This is a genomic window from Zunongwangia sp. HGR-M22, from assembly GCF_027594425.1.
In the GTDB taxonomy this organism is placed as follows: domain Bacteria; phylum Bacteroidota; class Bacteroidia; order Flavobacteriales; family Flavobacteriaceae; genus Zunongwangia.
On record NZ_CP115159.1, the window covers coordinates 3,142,695 to 3,161,588 of the forward strand.

The following is an 18,894-nucleotide window of genomic DNA, read 5'->3' on the forward strand; positions in this document are numbered from 1 at the left end:
TTACAGATTTTAATAATTTTCAATTAGTTCGATTAGTGCTCGGCTATTGTGATACGGGCACTTCCACATTCCTACTCGGTTTTCATCTTCATAAGGCTTATGATTTCTATCGATTCTGAAATGCCATTCGCCAAGTTCTTCATCGATAATATATTTTTTGGTGAAATCCCAGATATCTTCTATAGCTTCTCTATATTTTTCTGAAGCTTGGATATTGTTCGCATACGCCAAACCTAGCATCGCTTCAGCTTGAGGCCACCAATGCCTATCGGTATCGACGTGGTTGGTTTCTAAATCTTTTTCATTAATTATACCCTCAGATTTTTTGTAAGCTTCAGCTAAAAATACATCTGCAATTTGAATTGCCGCTTTTTGTACTTTTTCAATCAAATTTTTATTGTTAACCTGATTTGCTGCAGCTAACAGTAACCAGGTTGCTTCAATATCGTGACCGTATGAAACCACGTGGTTTTGCAAATTCCATTGTGTATCAAAAAACAATTGAAAGTGACCATTTTCAGCATTAAAAAATTTTTCAAGATGAAGATTGATTAAATTCTGTAATGCTTTTTTCACCTTATCTGAATGAGTTACTTCAGCTAAAGTTGTATAGGCTTCTAGGATATGAAGATGCGTATTCATAGTTTTTGAAGCATTTAAATCTTTCTCACTTAATCGCATATCTTCAATTGGCGACCAATCTTGGTTAAAAGCTTCGATATATCCGCCAAATTCTTTATCTAGCGCGTGTTTTTCAATTAATTTAAACACCTCTAAAGCCCAATTTAAGGCTTCTTCATTTTTAGAAAACTTATAATATTCTGATAAAGCATAAATTAAAAATGCCTGCGCGTAAATTTGTTTTCTGGTATTTAAAGGATTCCCCTGATAATCTAATACCCAATATACGCCACCAAATTCAGCATCTTTAAAATAATGCTTCAGATACTCAAAAGCTCTATCTGCTTCTTTTTCCGTAGAAAAATCAGGCTTAAAATTCGCTATTCTGGAAAAGGTCCATAACAAACGCGTATTTAAAATAACGCCTTTATCGGCATTAAAATCGGGTTTATTAAAATGATCTCTTCTACCTATAAAACCATCATTTTCTATATCCAGGCTATTTTCTTTCCAATAATTAACAATATTGATTAGTTCCTGAAAAAGTTCTTTTTTAAAATTAGTCTGCAGAATTTCCATAAGCTTTATTCCGGTTTACTAAATCAATAATTTCGTTTACTGAACTAGCTGATGTGAAATTATCTTTCGGGGTATTTTTTACATAATCTACTAATCGTTCTACGGAACTTACCGCTACATGACAGCGTGTATCTGAAGAAGCATAGTAAATATATACTTTTCCGTCTTCATCTTTAATCCATCCATTTACGAATAACACATTGGGAACATCACCAACTGTTTCTTCGTAATTAGGCGCCATAAAATAACCGGCCGGTTGATAAATCACTTTTGAAATATCATTTAAATCGGTCATAAACATATACAAGGTATATCGTAAACCTCCTGCGGTATTACGAACCCCATGCGCTAAATGTAACCATCCTTCTTCGGTTTTAATTGGCGCAGGACCTTGCCCGTTTTTCATTTCATAAATAGTATGATATGCTTTATGATTGATTATTGTTTCATCCTCTAAAACAGGATTCGACATATCTGTAATATAGCCCAAACCAATTCCGCCGCCTTTTCCTACTTCTATAAATCCGTCTTGCGGACGCGTATACAATGCATATTTACCATTAACAAATTCAGGATGCATAACTACGTTACGTTGTTGACCTGAGTTAGATATTAAATCTGGCAAACGTTCCCAACTTAGCAAATCTTTTGTTCTAACAATTCCGGCATTAGCCACGGCAGCCGTAGTATCCTCTAAATGATCTTTATCTTTGCGTTCTGTACAGAAAATACCATAGATCCAGCCATCTTCGTGCTTTGTTAATCGCATATCGTACACGTTGGTATCTGGTTCACCATATTGTGGTAAAGCAACCGGTTTTTCCCAAAACTTAAAATTATCGATTCCGTTAGGGCTTTCTGCGATACCAAAAAACGATTTACGATCGTTGCCTTCTACTCGTACGGCCAAAAGATACTTATCGTTCCATTTAATTGCTCCCGGATTAAACGTCGCATTAATCCCGATACGTTCTAATCCGTTAGGGTTGGTTTCCGGATTTAAATCGTACCGCCATTCTAAAGGCGTATGTGCATGGGTTACCACCGGATTTTGATAACGTTGGTATATGCCATTAAAGCTAGAAACTGGCTTATTATTTTTTTCAAGCAGTTCACGATGGGTAGTTTTTAATTGAGAAAAATTAGGAATGGTTTTCATCAAACTGGTATTTATATCTACTGACTTTTTCATTGAGTTACATATTTACAGATTTGGAATTTTCTTTTTTTATTCTATCCCACCAATTAAACTTTAGAATAACTATAGCAATACATAAAACGATTGTACAATATAGTACTAGCGAGTATTCACGAATTATTAAATAGATAGGGATAATTACTAATAAGGTTTGGGCTAATGTCCCAATCACGACATTAAACATATCACGTGAAAAACCTTTATTTTTCTTGAAATTTGAATTAACCGATTGTACTTTATTAGCAATTGGTTTCCAAAATCCCCAAGGATTTGTTTTCTCGTAAAAATTCATTAGTACTTCCTCGTTTGTAGGAGGAGCTGTGTAGGTTCCCACAATAGCTCCAAATAGAGAAATAACAAGAATAATCGGGAAATAATACAAATCGAGTGTATCGGTAAATATTGGAAATATTAAAGCCGGAATAATACCAGACAACATTCCCCAGAAATAGCCCTCTCCGTTAAAACGCCACCAATGCCATTTTAATACATTAGAGATCACGTAGCTACCGTAGAGTGCAGAAACAATCCATTGTAATATAGAGTTTACATCTTGAACGAAAAAGCCAAGTACAATACTGATAATTACCACCACGATACCGCTGAGATAATTCATCTTTTTAATTTTTTTAGAAGAGGCATCAGGTTCTTTATATTTCAAATAAATATCATTAACCAAATAGGCTTGTGCAGCATTTAATGTTCCCGCAAAAGTCGACATAAAAGCAGCCAGTAAACCCGCTAACAACAAGCCTAAAAGACCTACCGGAACAAACTGCCCAATGGCTGCCGGTAAGATTTTTTCGAAATCGAGTACCCCGGCAGTTCTCAAATCTAGCTGATCGTAAAAAAGAACAGCTAAAATAGAAAAACCACCAACCATTAAATATCGAGTTGGGATTAAAGCTCCTAAAGAGAACGCACTCATTTTAGCGGCTTCTAATGGAGATTTTGTAGAAAGGATTTTTTGCATATCGTAATTAGGTGCTGGCCCAGCAATACTCGATAAAATACCTTTGAAGAGCATCAACATAAAAAAGAGACCAAATAAGGAATAGCCATCTTCTGCAATCTTGGTGTTTACCTCATCAATGATGCCCGTCCAATCGAGATTGAGTTCCCAGCCGAAAAACGGATTCATCCAATCGTTAGGTACATTTAACGTATTTTCTCCAAAAGCATTCCATGCAATAATCGCAATAGCAATTGAAGAAATCGTCATGATTCCGTATTGTAAAACATCGGTCCAAACAATACCGGACATACCACCTAACACGGAATAAAAAACAGCAAATAATGTAAAAATGATACCGTAAAAGTGAGGAATATAAGCTGGCGCGACCTCAAAAGGAACGTAAGGTGAAATTAATTCCCAGGGAATAAAAATTTCAACAAACTTCCCTAATCCTATAAAACCATAGGCTAAAAATCCTAAACAACTTAATATGGCAAATATCACGATAATGGTATGCGATCGTTTCCCTCCTTTTCCACTATCAAACCGAAATAAAATCCATTCGGCTCCTGTTGTTACGTTAGATCGGCGTAACCACATCGATAAATAAACCATTAAAAAAACCTGGTTAAAAACAGGCCATAACCAAGGAATCCAAATACTTTTAAATCCATAAACAAAGGTTAGGGTCACCAACCACATGGTACCGGAAATATCAAACATTCCCGAAGCGTTAGATAAGCCTAACATATACCACGGAAGGCTTTTCCCTCCCATTAAATAATCGTCTTTACTTTTTTGGGCTTGCTTTCTAGCAGCAAGTCCAATTATTATTGTTCCTGCTAAATAGGCAAGAATAATAAGAATATCGGTTAATTGTAACATAGGGCTAAATTAGTTGTGTATAGTTTTGAGCTCGGGCAAGAATAATATATCTTGTTTTTGCTCAAACTTCTTAAAGTTAGATTCGGTTTTTTCGGAAGGATAGGTACTAAAATAATGGTCTTTTCGGGCATTTCTCCACACCAATACCCAAGCAATTCCGCTTTCTTTAATGGCAGGGTATAATACTTCTGTCCACCACTTGGCATTACTTGCCATACTAAAATTTCCGGTTTCGGTTAAGGCAAAAGGCTTATTTTTAGCAATGCTTTTCTTTTTTAATAGTTGAAGATTTTGAGTAACAGATCGAATAAATTCTTCATCTCCGCTATGGTTATAGATATCAACACCCAGCACATCTACGTATTGGTCTCCCGGATAAAACCTGTCAAAATCTTCAGCAGAAGACATGGTGTTAGGAGAATAAGCGTATAAAAGATTGTGAACCCCATTTTCAAAAAATAACTGCTGTGTTTTTATCCAAAGTTTTTTGTAATCTTCAGGAGTGCACCGTCCTTTTCCCCACCAAAACCAGGCACCATTCATTTCGTGAAAAGGTCTAAAAATAACAGGAATTGCGTTTCCTTCTTCATCTTTTAAAGAATTAAAGAATAGGCTAAGCTGCTTTACCCAACCTTTATATTTTTGACTGACTGGCCCTTCTTTTAAAATTTCTGAAACAGCTGAAATAGTATCCCAAGAGCTTCCTCCACTTACCGGATTATTTAAATGCCAGCTAAATGTCACTAAACCACCTTCTTTATACATTTTTTGAGTATGCTGCTTCATCATAGCAAATGAAACGGTATCTAAATTAAAGGTGTTTCCTAATTCTAAGTGGCCTAAATCAAAACCCAATAAAGCGGGCTGCTTAGCTACTACTTTTTTAATATCGCTAGTTAATACTTGCGGCTCTTCTTGTAAATACCAGTTTAAGCCATAAGCGGTGGCATCTTGCTGCCCAAAGGCCATTCCTTTTTTTGAAATATTTTTCAAACGTTCTCGTAACTTAATAACATTACTATTTGCGTAGCGATCTGAAAGAACACTATTCGCATTTCTAGACATTGTAGCGCAAGACATTAATAAAGTAAGATTAAATAGTATAAGTATTCTGATAAAATATTTCATTTGAATTTTTTATTTTCTATGCTAAATGTATATTAGACACAGTTTTAAATATATAATGTTTGAAGCATTATTTTAATAATTCCTTTCGAATTAGCATCATAAATTATCAATTCTCAAAATTAACAGCGGAAGCGATCATCTATTAATAGAATTTTATCATTTAATAATTATTTTTTTTCTTTTTGACTCATATGATACAAACTAATGTACACCGCGAAATCACACCACTTGCTCCTGAAGATAGCTTTTTAGTTTTTGACAGAATTAAAGATGAATTTGATTTCCCTATCCATTTTCATCCAGAATATGAATTAAATTTTTTAAAAAACGGGAAGGGTGTTAGACGTGTGGTTGGTGATTCGATGAAAGAAATTGGCGATATTGAACTAGTACTTGTTGGACCTAATCTTCAACACGGCTGGGAACTTCATAACTGCGAAAGTTCTAAAATCCACGAGATAACTATTCAGTTTCACAATGATTTATTTGATACCAAACTTTTGGACAGACGTATTATGAAACCAATAAAAGATATGTTTGAACGATCTGCACACGGTATTTTATTTTCAGAAAAAATATCTGACGAAATCGCACCAAGAATCATGAATTTATCTAAAATCGATAGTATAGATTATTTCTTAGAACTTATATCCATACTTCATGATTTAGCGCGATCAAGAAATCAAAAATTACTTTCTACGTACACTTCAGATTTCAAAAATTTTGAGAACAGTGATAAAATAAAAATCATTTATGAATATGTTCAGCTTAATTATCACAAAAAAATAAGCTTAAATGAAGTAGCCGATCTGGTAAATATGAGTCAGGTCTCATTCAATAGATTCATTAAAAAAAGAACCGGAAAAACATTGGTGGAATATGTTAATGATACACGCATTGGTTACGCTGCAAGATGGCTAATTGAAAAAGATTTAAGCATTGCTGAAATTGCATATAAATGCGGTTTCAATAATATTGCAAACTTCAACCGGGTTTTTAAGAATAATAAAAAATGTACTCCAAGTAAATATAGAGAAGAATTTAGCGGAATAAAAAGGGTGCTTTAATTGATAATTTTAAGTGAAATAATGACAAAATACAATCAACCCTAATAAGTAATACGTTATCATTTAAACTTTAATTTTAATAACTAAGCATTTTTTCCTTGAAATATTTACCCTGACGGCTTGGTGTAAAATTTTTATCCTTAAACATTCTGGGTGCCCAATCTTTATCGAATACCCAAATTAAGTAGGAGATGTTATTGTTATCTGAATAATTAGTTATTGCTTCTCCATAACCTTCGTCTCCTATTACAGGCTCATGTGCACCAGGGGAAGATTTATCACAAAAACCAATTTCAGTTAAAACAACTGGATATTTTTCCTTAGCAAATCCCCAATCTTTTGACCATTTTCGCTCCCAGGGCTTCTTCTTTTTTTGTGGATAAGGGTGCGCTACATACGCAATATTAGTTGCATTAATAGGATTCTCTTTAATTGGCTTCAAATCATACGCCCAGTTAAAGCCGGCAACCAAAGGAATTCCTTCTCCTCCATTTGCGCGTATTACCGTTATAAGGTTTTCCATCAGTTTTTTCCATTCTCCCCAGGAAATTGAACCAAATTTCTTATTATATGTAGTAGGTTCATTAAAAAGCTCGTAAAATGCAACAGTTGAATTTCTTCCGTAATGCTGAGCTATAAGTTTCCAAAAATCCCGTGTTTCTTGCATTGTGGTAAAATACATCTGGTCCAGATAAAGTTCTGTTTTAAGATTACCGATACTATGCCAATCCAAGATTACATACAAACCGTTTTTATTAGCCCATTCAATTCCCTGATCTAGAATTTTTAAATATTCTTTCTCTCCTCTTTCTCGCCATGCTTTAGGATGAATTGGAAATCGCACAATTGTTGCTCCCCAATTCTTTATTTCTCTAAAGTAATCCTCGTTCCATAAATCGTCTTTCACCAATTTGTCTGGATCGCTCGTATTTACGCCTCTAAATACTAGAACCTCGCCTTTTGCATTTACAAATTCATTTTGAGCTACTTTCAAACGATCCATAGGCTTTTGTGCCCTTAAATTTAAACAGACCAAAATCAAAATAGCGAAAAGGCTACATTTAAAATTCATAGCAAAATTTACGACTTTGGAGTTAAAGTAACCATCAAAACATCGTGTACACCAATTGATGCTTTTAAATTCTTACTGGTATTCCCAATATTTTTATGCTGAAATAAATCTCTGATTGCATATTCTTTAAATGAAGGCTTGAAGTACTGCTGACTTAAATCGTCTGCCAATTGATGTTTCTTCCAGTCGAAATCTATGCTAACCGCTTCATCGTTACGGTTAATAAAAACGAGCGCCCAGGCATCATCTTCTAATGGTTTAGCCCAAATTTCTATATTATTTTCATTATTAAATCGAAAAGCCGGCACGGCTAAAGGATCTTTATTTACGGCTATAACTTCTTTATTAGTAAGTGTTCTTAAAGTTTCTTTAGATACATCTCTAAGATCGTTCCCCATAATTAATGGTGAATTAAGCATACTCCACATTGCAAAATGACTACGATCCTCGGCATCTGTCATTCCATTACCAACTTCCATCATATCGTAATCGTTCCAATGTCCTGGTCCTGCTACTTCTCTTGTTTTTTCCTTTTCTCTTAACTCTATTATTTTCCAGATTCCGAAAGATGCCCAGGATCCATGTCCTACTGCACAATCCCAACAATCAATAATATCGCCGGTTATTCGCCACATATGGCCTACATCTTCTCCCCATTCCCAAGGATCGTTGTCTCCCCATTCGCAAATACTAAACAAAACAGGTCTACCTGCTTCATAAAGGGCGTCTCTCATTGTAATATAAGATTCCTTTGCATTTAATTTCCCGGTATCGCACCAATCATATTTTAAAAAATCTACTCCCCAAGAGGCATATAATTTAGCATCTTGATATTGATGCCCTCTGCTACCGGGGTATCCTGCACAGGTTTTTCCTCCTGCGCAGTTGTATAATCCAAATTTTAAACCTTTAGAATGCACATAGTTTGCTACGGCCCTCATACCATTGGGAAATTTTTCTGGATCTGCTACGAGATTTCCCTCTTCATCTCTTTCTCTAGCCATCCAGCCATCATCAAGAACTATATATTCATAACCAGCATCCTTAAGCCCTAATTCTATAAATTTATCTGCAATATCTTTTAATAACTGCTCATTGATATTAGTTTCGAAAGTATTCCAGCTGTTCCAACCCATAGGGGGTGTTTCAGCCAGGTTATCAAATTTTTGAGCGTGAATATTAAGCCCTGAAAAATATATAAATACAATGGCTAATATTAGTTTATTATTCATCTTTATTTTCAGATTCTAAAATTGATTGATTGTTTTTAAAAGTCGCTGATAAACCTTTACAGTAAACCAAAATCATCGATATAGTAAACATTACCGGTACCATTAAATTCTTGCAGTACCACGTTATCTAAGGACTCTAGCCCTGCCAGACTTAAATTTTCTATTGGTATTGAAACTGTTTGCCATTCTCCCCCAGTAATAGAAATTAAATAACCATTTTCATAATCATTATTCGTTACAACCATAATATTACCGTCGTTTTCAGGATAAATTTCAAACTGCAAGGTATTATAGTCTTCAGCTAAAACAGGAGCTCCTCCGTTACCAATTTGAAAACCAGACCATGCCGCTATTTCAACTTTTAAAGAAACCTCACCGGTAAGTACATTTTCTGTATTAGCAAAATCATTAGTTACACCCCAGCCGCCTATCCACCAATCTGGATTTAACTGTTCGTCATAAAATTTAAATAAAAGACCTCCGAATAATTTTTCTGAGGATGTAGACCCACCGGCTGTTGTTACGATAACTGGAGACGGCGCGGAAATCGCTGGAGCTTCTACAACAATTTCTGTATCAGAATTAGATAATATCGTTGCTTCGTTTTCACCAAAAAAAACACTCTCTAAATTTTCGAAAACACTTCCTAAAATGGTCACCTGCGTTCCTGCATCTCCTGTTTTAGGGCTAAAAGACGTTATTCCCGGTGCCGGTTGTAAAATATCAAATTCGTATTCCACTGCTGCTGAGTTTGTTACCAGTATCAACATTTCTGAAGATTGATCGTACGGTGTATTTGCATCGATCGTCACAAAAATCACCTCATCAGTTACAAGAGTTGGGTTAAAATAAGTATCATAATCATTGAAATATATTTTTTCTAAAGAACTAAAGCCTCTTCCTCTAACTATATACATATTTTGTCGCATACCGCCCATTACTACAGAATCATTCGCTGCAAGGCTTATACTTTCTATTTCTGGCGTTGTAACTAAATCATCATTATCTTCACAAGAAGTTAGTATTACGCTTAGTAACAAACCAACCAGCAAAATACCATATTTGATATTATTCTTTATATTTTTCATTTTGATTCGTTTTTATATTATTTGATTAGTCTTCAAAATCATATGGCACCGCTTCCTCTAATAGCAATGGGTTTGATGCTGATTCGTTTGCAGGGATAGGATATATTAGATCTTCTGCAGTAGCCGTATAAAATTGATCAAAATTTTTGTCTCCTCTGTTTTGAGAATTCAAAAGTTCAATCGCATCACTAGTAGATAGCAAACGCTGAATATCAAACCAATATTCTCCCTCAAAAGCAAACTCTCTTCTACGTTCTTCTAATAAGGTTTCATTTGTTATACTTGGCAACTCAACCAATCCAGCTCTTTGCCGTATCATGTTAAAATACATAAGTGCAGTAGCATCTGAGGTTGCACCTGTCCCAGCCATAGCAGCTTCTGCATAAATCATAAGCAAGTCTGCATAGCGCATCACGTAAGTATTATTAGATGTCATACCCCAGTTATCATAAGGATCACCCCCTCCTACAACGTATTTTTTAATAGCTGAACCCGATGTCGCAGCATCAATATCTTCTGGGACAGTAAATTGTTCTCCAGAGGAAGTATATAGGTTTTCATAAGTATATCCAGGAACCATTATGTTTTCTACTTCTCGTAGATCTCCGTTAGGATAGATATCCTGAATGTCCTGAGATGGACCAAAAACATTCCAATCCCCTATATTGCCAAGTCCATAACCACCGGCAGAATTAGCAATATTACTTTGGTTACCAGATCCATAATCGGTAGAAATCGTCCACTGTATAGCGAAAATCGATTCTTCGTTATTGTTATTTTCAGTTAAAAATAAATCGGCATAATTATCTAAAAGCTGAAATTCTCAAGAGTTAATTACCTCAGCTGCTAAATTTTTAGCTTCAGCAAATTTCTCCTGAGATAAATATACTTTTGCAAGAATCGACTTAGCTGAACCTACTGAAACTCTTTTATTACTGGCATAATCTGCACCTCTAATTTTCTCTGGCAGTAAATCTATTGCCATAGCCAAGTCCATTTCTATAAATCTGTAAACATCCTCTTTAGGATTTTTAGGAATTTGTGGACTATAGATATAATCGTACGTATTTTCTATAATTGGAACTTCTTCCCAAAATCGAACAAGATAGAAATAAGCTACTGCTCTTAGAAAATAGGCTTCCCCTTTTACGATGTCTATAGTCTCTTGGTCTACCTCTCCACCAGCACGATCATCTAGATTATTTATTAGTTCATTAGATTGTGTAATAACAGAATATAAACTACCCCAAGTATCTTCTAACATCGAATTAGAAGAAGTAACCGTGAACTGAGTAAAAGATAAGTGCGTGTAATTAAACATGTTCCCGGAAATTGTCTCTGTCATAGGCCAGAAAGAAGTACTAAACATGTTCCACCAAGGCTTATAATATAATGGAGCAATTCTAGAATTTACCTGATCATTAGTATAATAAAAATCGTTATCTGAATAATTATCTTCTGGTGGTCGCTCTAAAAAGTCGCTACAAGAAAAAATACTAGCTAATAAAACCAAGCCTAAGGCAAGTCTACGGAAGTTATATAAAAATTGTATCATGTTTTATTAAATTAGAATTCAAGATTTAGTCCCATGGTATACGTTACCGGTGAAGGATATCTACCGTTATCGATACCCATGAGTAAGGAATTTTGATTTATCGATCCCACCTCTGGATCATATCCACTGTAATCTGTAAGTGTATATAGGTTTTGAGCACCTACATAAATTCTTAATCTGGATAAATTTATTTGAGAGATCGCATTTGTAGGCAAATTATAACCTAGCGTTACATTTTGTAATCTTAGATAAGAACCATCTTCAACAAAACGTGAAGATAATCGATTATTATCGTGGTCTACTAACTGAGGTCTTGGTAAGCTAGCATCGGTATTTTCCGGTGTCCAAAAATCACCTGCTTCTGCTAATTGATTAATGTAAAGATTTGCATTAAAAGTTCCGTATTTTCTAGTTAAGTTAAGTAGATCATTCCCGTAAGAACCTTGTAAAAATACAGAAAGTGTAATTCCTTTGTATTCAAAATTGTTTGTGAAACCAAAAGTAAAGTCTGGATGTGGATTACCGATAAATGTAAAATCATCTTCAGATATATTCCCATCGTTGTTAATATCCACATATCTCACATCACCAACTTCGGGGGTTTCACCAAAGTAACTTCCTACATTCCCAAGTTCTTCTGCTGTGATTAATCCATCGGCTTCCAGGCCATAGAACTGACCAATTGCCTTTCCTATTACTGAATTGGTTACCGTTAAATCATTATAATTTAAATCTGCAATTTCCTGAATCAAATTAAGATTCTTATTTATTTGTGTCAATTCATTATTATATTGAGAAACGATTAAAGAAGTATTCCAAGAGAAATCATGATCGGCAGCAGTATTATACTTTAAAGAAAAATCCCACCCAATGTTTTCCATTTCACCAACATTAACAGTTGGATTGTTTACACCGCCTTCGTAACCTTGATCTCCTGTTAGATAAGCTGGCAAGGGAATGGTATATAAGAAGTCTTTTGAAACTTTATTATAACGTTCTACCGTTAACTGAAGCCTATTCTCAAAAAACGCCATATCCAAACCAAAGTTGGTTTGTTTCATAGATTCCCACTTCAAATCTGGATTTGCCAAATTGGACACCAAAAATCCAACTCCGTCTAAAGAATTAAAAGAAGACAATGCACTACCGTAAGAGTAATTTCCGATATTTTGATTACCCGTTTCTCCATAACCTGCACGTAATCTTAGATCACTTAAAAATTCTAGATTATCCATAAAAGATTCTGATGATATTCTCCAAGATCCAGAAACTCCCGGAAAATATCCCCATCTATTTCCTTCAGCAAATTTTGAAGAACCATCAGCTCTGTAGGTAGCACTAATACTATACTTGTTATTGAAATCGTACATTACACGACCAAAGAAGGAAAGTAGCGCGGCGCTTCCTTTATAATCTGTAGAAGTAGTAACATCGGCAACATTCAATACTCTAATTTGATCACTAACAAAGCCATTTCCCTGAGAAATAACTCCAGACCAAACATTCTCTGAAGACTCTTGTCCTAATAATACATTAAGGTTATGCTTACCGAAACTTTTATTATAAGTTAATAAATTCTTCAGGTTCCAGCTATACCAATTTTGCCGTCTTACATTAAGGACAGCCTCTTCAGTATTTAAAAATTCTGCCTTTGGTGTATATTTATCAAACTCACTAAACTCAGTATTGGCACCAAACTCAAATCGGTACTTTAAACCATCAATGATATCGGCTTCCAAATAGGTATTTCCTAAAAAACTTTTACGGATAAGATCGGTATCAATCGACAATGCCATTCCTAAAGGATTGTTGAAGAAGATATTTAAGTCGTTGTTTTCCTGAACCTGAAATTCACCATCGCCAGTGTATGCCGCTAAATCTGGAGCAGATAGTACAGAGTAATTTATAATACCATTACTACTAGAATTAAATACCAAATCCTCATTAGTTACCGATGTAGATAAATTAGCACCTATACGCAACCAATCTCTAACATTACCGTCTAAATTAGTTCTAAATGTGTACCGTTTCAAGCTAGACCCCTCAATAGTACCTTCCTGATCGTAATATCCTCCTGAAAGGTAATAGGTAAAGTCTTTTTTTCTTCCAGAAAATGATAATTGATGATTTTTTGTGGCAGCTGTTCTAAATAACTTTTCCTGCCAATCTGTACCTTCTCCTAACAAATCTGGATTTTGAAATTCTATTCTGGTTTCCAAACCGTAAATATCAGCCAATGCATTTTGTTGTACTGCATACTGTCTAAGATTCATTACATCCAAAAGTTTAGATTGTGATCTAAATGCGATATAAGAATCGTAAGTAATTTTTCCTATTTCACTTTTCCCTGATTTTGTAGTGATCAAAACGACACCATTAGCACCACGTGAACCATAAATTGCGGTAGCCGATGCATCTTTTAAAACTGTCACATTTTCTATATCGCTAGGATTGATAGAAGCTAGTGGGTTTACTGTAGTTTCTCCATCACCTGCAAAATTCCCACCTGCTATGGGGCGTCCACTAGTAGCGGTATTACGGGCATCTCCAGAAACTGGTATACCATCTATAATATATAAAGGTTCGTTACTACCGGTTAAAGAAGTTGCTCCTCTTATTTTAACTGAAACGGCCGCACCGGGTTTTCCAGAATCGTTTGTTACTGTAACACCAGCAGCCTGTCCTTGTAACATTTGATCTATAGTGGCTTGAGGTTGATCTTTTATATTTTCCATGTCTACTACAGAGACCGCACTATTAATCTGCTCTTTCTTTTGGGATCCGTAACCAATAAGTACTACCTCTCCCAAACCTTCTACATTTTCTTCTAAAATTAAATTAATGGAGGATTTGCCGGCAACATTAAATTCTTTAGAATTGTAACCTACATAGCTAAATAAAATAGTTGCTCCTTCACTAACTTCTATACTGTAATTACCATCAAAATTGGTGATAACACCATTATTTGTTCCTTTTTCTATTACAGATACACCAGGTAGCGGAATGCTATCTGAATCTCTTACTGTTCCCTGTATGGTCTTTTGTTGACCAAAGACAGTTACAGTAACCATTAGCAAAAAAGGAATCCATAAGCCTTTCCTTAATACGTTCATTTGATCTAATTTAAATTGATATATAATTAAATAACTACAACCTTTTCGTAATGAATTTTAAGTATTCACTAAAAAAAGACATCTAGAATACTAAAATCAAATTTATAGTTAATCTCACTGGCTTATTAATATTATTTTGTCAATTTGTTATCAAAATCATAAGATAATTAATAATTCCCAAATGAGTTCTTTTATCCTTTTTGCTAAAACATTTTTCCAACCTGAATATCATTTCTTTACAACTTTTGTATTGTTATTCGCATAGTGGACTTGCAATAAAAAACAGGACTTTAAGTTGAGTGACTATGCTGCTAGTTTTTGATTATACATATCTATTTCAAATTCTTTAATGGTTCTGTTGCCTAAATAAGAATGTCTTCTTCTGGTATTGTACCAGGTTTCTATCCACTGAAAGATAGATAACTCTGCCTGTGATCTAAGCTTGTACTTATGCCAATATACCCACTCTACTTTTAGAGATTTAAAAAAGGATTCCGCCACGGCATTGTCCCAGCAGTTTCCTTTCCGACTCATAGATTGTTTTACCAGGCCATTATAGCTTTTAAGTAGATTAGTAAATCTTTGGCTGGCATACTGAATACCTTGGTCTGAATGGAATATCAAAGGTTGTGTGAGTGTGGTATTTTTAATAGCCATCTGCCAAGCTTTTATAATAGTATCTTCGGTATTTAGGGTATCACTTAAAGACCATCCTATAACTTTTCTGTTAAATAGATCAATGATCACTGTTAGGTAACTCCAACCTTGTTTGGTTTGAACATAAGTAATATCGCTTACCCATACTTGATTAGCTCTGGCTACATTAAAGCATTGGTTCAACAAGTTTGGAGCTGTGGGGTATTTATGATTACTATTAGTGGTCGTCTTAAACTTACGTTTCCTCTTTGCGTATAAATAGTTTGCCTTCATTATGCGAGCTATCCGTGGCTTTGATACCTTAAAACCTAAAGCTTCCAGTTCCGCTTTTATTCTAGGAGCTCCATAGCTTTGGTAACTATCTTCAAAAATATCTTTGATTAATGAAGAGAGCTTCTGATTATCTTTCCAGAGGTTGCTGGGACCAGATTTCAACCAGTGGTAATAACCACTTTTACTAACGGCTAACATAGTGCACATCTTACGGGCAGGAAATTTCATACGATGCTGTTTTATGAACCTGTATTTTTCTTGTCGCTCGCGGAAATGCGAAGCATTCACGAATACCTTAATCTAAAATAATAAATAGTGAGCTAAAAGATGCCAATCGCCTTTTTTAAGATATCACGTTCTAATTCAGTCTCTTTAAGCTGTTTTCTTAAACGAGCTATCTCTTTTTGTTCATCAGTCATTTTAGGATTGCCACGGCCGGGAAAACTATTCTTGCCATAATTCTTTTGCTCTTTACGCCAACGGTAAAGAACAGCAGGTAATATATCTAAGTCTTCACAAACCTGTGCTACATTGCCTTTGGCATAACTTAATTCTACTGCTTTTTGCTTAAACTCTAAGGTGTAATGTTTGGCTTTACGTCTCATAATTGCTAAGTTAACAACTTGCAATAATATTCATTCAACTCTATGTCCAGTCTAATGTAGTAATTCCATAGTAGGCTGAAGCGTTTAGAAATAAATTTAACTGAATTAAAAGAATCGATTTGTGATATCGACCAACTAACTAAAAAAGCTTTTAGCGAGATTGATTTTGATCCTATTTATTGTATTCAATTAATTGATGATTCTAACAAAGAAGAAATAGGGAAAGCTTTTAAAGCTGCTAAAGAAAATAAATTCGAAGATCGCTGTTATTCTAAGTTTAATGAAAGATCTAGCAAAACACTTTATTTAAGATAAGTCAAGAAAAGAGTTTCCAGAAAAGAATGCGTGAGCATTTGGGAGCCGGAGCTAAATCTACTTACGCGTTAAACTTAAACTATTGGATTCCTGATAATGTTTCATTTAAAATTTCAGTATTCAAACCTATCATTCCTGAATACAATGAAAAAGAACATTTTAATCTATTGGAAGTATTGGAACAATCATTATGGGATAAACTAAAACCAATGATGGGAAAGCGCAGCGGCCAACTTGAGAGGCAATAACCATTTTATTTAAGAAACTCCAATAAATAAAAAAACCACAGATAAATCTGCGGTTTTTTGTTGCGGAGAAAGAGGGATTCGAACCCCCGGAGGTGTGACCCTCAACAGTTTTCAAGACTGCCGCATTCGACCACTCTGCCATTTCTCCTGAGTGTCTCATCAGCTATTCGCTGATTGCGGGTGCAAATATAGTAAGCTTTTTCATTTCTACACAAGAAAAATTGAAAAAAAATTAATTCAATTTATACAAAACTGATTTTCAACAAAAAAGAAATGAATTTTTCAACATAGAAAGATTCCAGCCTACTTTTAGTTAAATTTACGCTATAACTTAATAACATCATGAAACTTAAACATTTAATATATTTAGGCGTTTTAACCATCAGTGCCGGAGCTTTCGCTCAGCAACAACAATACAAAAAACTTATGAGCCAGGATTGGGCAAATTTAAAATGGTATCGTGAAGCCAACAATAAAGTAAAAATGGAAGGCAAACCGGTTACCGCTGTTTTTATGGGAAACTCGATCACGCACGGTTGGTATGACAAACATCCAGAATTTTTCAAAGAAAACAATTATATAGGCCGCGGGATTGGCGGACAAACAACACCACAAATGCTTATAAGATTTACCCAAGATGTTATCGATCTTCAGCCAAAAGTAGTTGTGATTTTAGCGGGTACAAATGATGTTGCGGGTAACACAGGATATTCTTCAGTAAAAATGATTACCGACAATATTAAGGCTATGGCGCAACTAGCCAAAGCCAATAATATAAAAGTGGTGTTAAGTTCTATTTTACCGGTAGAAGATTATCCATGGCGACCAGGACTAGAGCCAGTTGCTAAAATTGCTGAAGTAAATAACTGGCTTAAAAACTACGCTGAGCAGAACAACCATGTTTATTTGGATTATTTTCCTGCTTTGGCTAACGATCAACAAGGAATGAAAAAAGAATACGCTACAGATGGTGTTCACCCAACTTCAGCAGGATACGATGTCATGGAACCTATGGTGAAGAATGCTATCGAAAAGGCACTGAAGGAGTAATAATCATCTTACTTCCGAAGAAAAAAACAAGCAGAACTTCCTAATATCAGATAAACTGCTATATTGTGCAATCTTATATAAAATTCGATAAATTCATATGAAAAAAATTCTAGTATTTGCTTTAACTGCAAGTTTAGTAGGCTGCGGCGCTCATCAAAAGGATGTAGACAACGCCGATCCAATGAAATATGCTGAAACTATTACTCCTTCAGATTTAAAAGAACGCGTTTACACTTTTGCAAGCGACGAATTTGAAGGTCGTGAAACAGGAGAACCAGGACAGAAAAAAGCTGCCGAATACTTGAAAGAGCAATATAAAAAGTTTGATATCCCTTCTGCTTTGGGAGGCGATGATTATTTTCAAGAAGTTCCAAAAAGCTACTTTAGAGGAGACACCAAAGCTTCTGAAAACGTAGTAGCATATATCAAAGGAAGTGAAAAGCCAGAAGAAGTTTTAGTAATTTCTTCTCACTACGATCACATAGGAATGGATAGCGAAGGGAATGTATTTAATGGAGCAGATGATGATGCCTCTGGAAGTATGGGCGTTGTAGAAATCGCTCAGGCATTTTCTGAAGCTATAAAAGATGGTTACACTCCAAAAAGATCTATCCTTTTTCTTAACAACACAGGAGAAGAAAAAGGTTTAGTGGGTTCTAAATTTTATACCGATAATCCAATTTTTCCATTAGAGGAAACTGTTGCCAACCTCAACATAGACATGATTGGTCGTATCGATCCAGATCACGAAGGAAACGACAATTATATTTACCTTATTGGTAGCGATAAATTAAGTACAGATCTTCATGAACTTAGTGAAAATGTAAACGCTAATTTCATGAATATGGATTTAGATTACACGTACAACGATGAGAATGATCCAAACCGTTTTTATTATAGAAGTGACCATTACAATTTTGCAAAAAATAATGTTCCTGTAATTTTTTACTTTAACGGGGTACATGCCGATTATCACAAAATCACCGACACACCAGATAAAATTAACTACGAAGCATTATCCAAAAGAGCCCAACTTGTGTTCTTAACCGCTTGGGAAATTGCTAACCGCGACGAACGTTTAGTTGTGGATAAAGCTGAATAATATTTTCTGCGGAAAAAATCAAAAAAGCCTCATGAACTTCATGAGGCTTTTTTATTTATAAATCGTACTGAAGTAATTTTCTGAAGAGATATTATTTACCGATTACTGCTTATTGAAAAATGATAATTGTTAATTGATTACTGCTTACTGA

General features: G+C 34.9%; 14 protein-coding genes, 1 tRNA gene and 1 pseudogene. 4 read left to right on the forward strand and 12 right to left on the reverse strand.

All coding sequences use genetic code 11. From position 1 onward, the window contains the following. Window positions 1–9: 9 nt before the first annotated feature. The 4 genes from PBT91_RS13600 to PBT91_RS13615 are packed head-to-tail and all read right to left on the reverse strand — an operon-like array spanning window position 10 to window position 5,366. The gene (locus PBT91_RS13600) at window positions 10–1,200 is read right to left on the reverse strand and encodes an AGE family epimerase/isomerase (RefSeq protein WP_270059006.1); all 1,191 of its coding nucleotides are present in this window, start codon (window positions 1,198–1,200) and stop codon (window positions 10–12) included. Continuing rightward, window positions 1,181–2,392 (reverse strand): glycoside hydrolase family 130 protein, encoded by a 1,212-nt coding sequence (locus PBT91_RS13605; RefSeq protein ID WP_443089627.1) that lies wholly within the window; start codon window positions 2,390–2,392, stop codon window positions 1,181–1,183. The genes PBT91_RS13600 and PBT91_RS13605 overlap by 20 nt, the downstream gene beginning before the upstream one ends. 4 nt (window positions 2,393–2,396) lie before the next feature. Beyond that, window positions 2,397–4,238: a sodium:solute symporter family protein gene (locus tag PBT91_RS13610; RefSeq protein WP_270059007.1), complete on the reverse strand. Its 1,842-nt coding sequence runs from the start codon at window positions 4,236–4,238 to the stop codon at window positions 2,397–2,399. Between the two features lie 9 nt (window positions 4,239–4,247). After that, complete coding sequence (locus PBT91_RS13615) at window positions 4,248–5,366, reverse strand: glycoside hydrolase family 26 protein (protein ID WP_270059008.1); 1,119 nt, start codon at window positions 5,364–5,366, stop codon at window positions 4,248–4,250. Window positions 5,367–5,557: 191 nt separating this feature from the next. On the opposite strand from PBT91_RS13615, the gene PBT91_RS13620 reads away from it, so the two are divergent. Continuing rightward, on the forward strand, window positions 5,558–6,433 hold the full coding sequence (locus PBT91_RS13620) for an AraC family transcriptional regulator (protein WP_270059009.1): 876 nt from the start codon (window positions 5,558–5,560) through the stop codon (window positions 6,431–6,433). A 76-nt stretch (window positions 6,434–6,509) separates the two neighbouring features. Here PBT91_RS13620 and PBT91_RS13625 read toward each other — a convergent pair whose 3' ends face one another. The 7 genes and pseudogenes from PBT91_RS13625 to PBT91_RS13655 form a co-directional block, all read right to left on the reverse strand. Next, entirely contained in the window at window positions 6,510–7,505 is a 996-nt protein-coding gene (locus tag PBT91_RS13625; RefSeq protein ID WP_270059010.1) for a glycoside hydrolase family 5 protein, read from the reverse strand. A gap of 8 nt (window positions 7,506–7,513) precedes the next feature. After that, a complete protein-coding gene (locus tag PBT91_RS13630; protein WP_270059011.1) occupies window positions 7,514–8,737 on the reverse strand; it encodes a glycoside hydrolase family 27 protein in 1,224 nt (407 codons plus the stop codon). Between the two features lie 56 nt (window positions 8,738–8,793). Continuing rightward, entirely contained in the window at window positions 8,794–9,825 is a 1,032-nt protein-coding gene (locus tag PBT91_RS13635) for an IPT/TIG domain-containing protein (protein WP_270059012.1), read from the reverse strand. A 25-nt stretch (window positions 9,826–9,850) separates the two neighbouring features. Further along, complete coding sequence (locus PBT91_RS13640; protein WP_270061469.1) at window positions 9,851–10,582, reverse strand: RagB/SusD family nutrient uptake outer membrane protein; 732 nt, start codon at window positions 10,580–10,582, stop codon at window positions 9,851–9,853. 66 nt (window positions 10,583–10,648) lie between these two features. Next, entirely contained in the window at window positions 10,649–11,380 is a 732-nt protein-coding gene (locus tag PBT91_RS13645; RefSeq protein WP_270059013.1) for a RagB/SusD family nutrient uptake outer membrane protein, read from the reverse strand. Window positions 11,381–11,391: 11 nt separating this feature from the next. Further along, complete coding sequence (locus tag PBT91_RS13650; RefSeq protein ID WP_270059014.1) at window positions 11,392–14,493, reverse strand: SusC/RagA family TonB-linked outer membrane protein; 3,102 nt, start codon at window positions 14,491–14,493, stop codon at window positions 11,392–11,394. Window positions 14,494–14,796: 303 nt separating this feature from the next. Further along, window positions 14,797–16,052: pseudogene (locus PBT91_RS13655) on the reverse strand (IS3 family transposase). 317 nt (window positions 16,053–16,369) lie between these two features. On the opposite strand from PBT91_RS13655, the gene PBT91_RS13660 reads away from it, so the two are divergent. Then, entirely contained in the window at window positions 16,370–16,591 is a 222-nt protein-coding gene (locus PBT91_RS13660; protein ID WP_270059015.1) for a hypothetical protein, read from the forward strand. Window positions 16,592–16,654: 63 nt separating this feature from the next. On the opposite strand, the gene PBT91_RS13665 is transcribed toward PBT91_RS13660, so the two are convergent. Beyond that, window positions 16,655–16,739, reverse strand: a tRNA-Ser gene (locus PBT91_RS13665). Between the two features lie 194 nt (window positions 16,740–16,933). On the opposite strand from PBT91_RS13665, the gene PBT91_RS13670 reads away from it, so the two are divergent. Then, window positions 16,934–17,641: an SGNH/GDSL hydrolase family protein gene (locus PBT91_RS13670; RefSeq protein WP_270059016.1), complete on the forward strand. Its 708-nt coding sequence runs from the start codon at window positions 16,934–16,936 to the stop codon at window positions 17,639–17,641. A 97-nt stretch (window positions 17,642–17,738) separates the two neighbouring features. After that, a complete protein-coding gene (locus PBT91_RS13675; protein WP_270059017.1) occupies window positions 17,739–18,743 on the forward strand; it encodes a M28 family metallopeptidase in 1,005 nt (334 codons plus the stop codon). The last annotated feature ends 151 nt before the right edge of the window (window positions 18,744–18,894 follow it).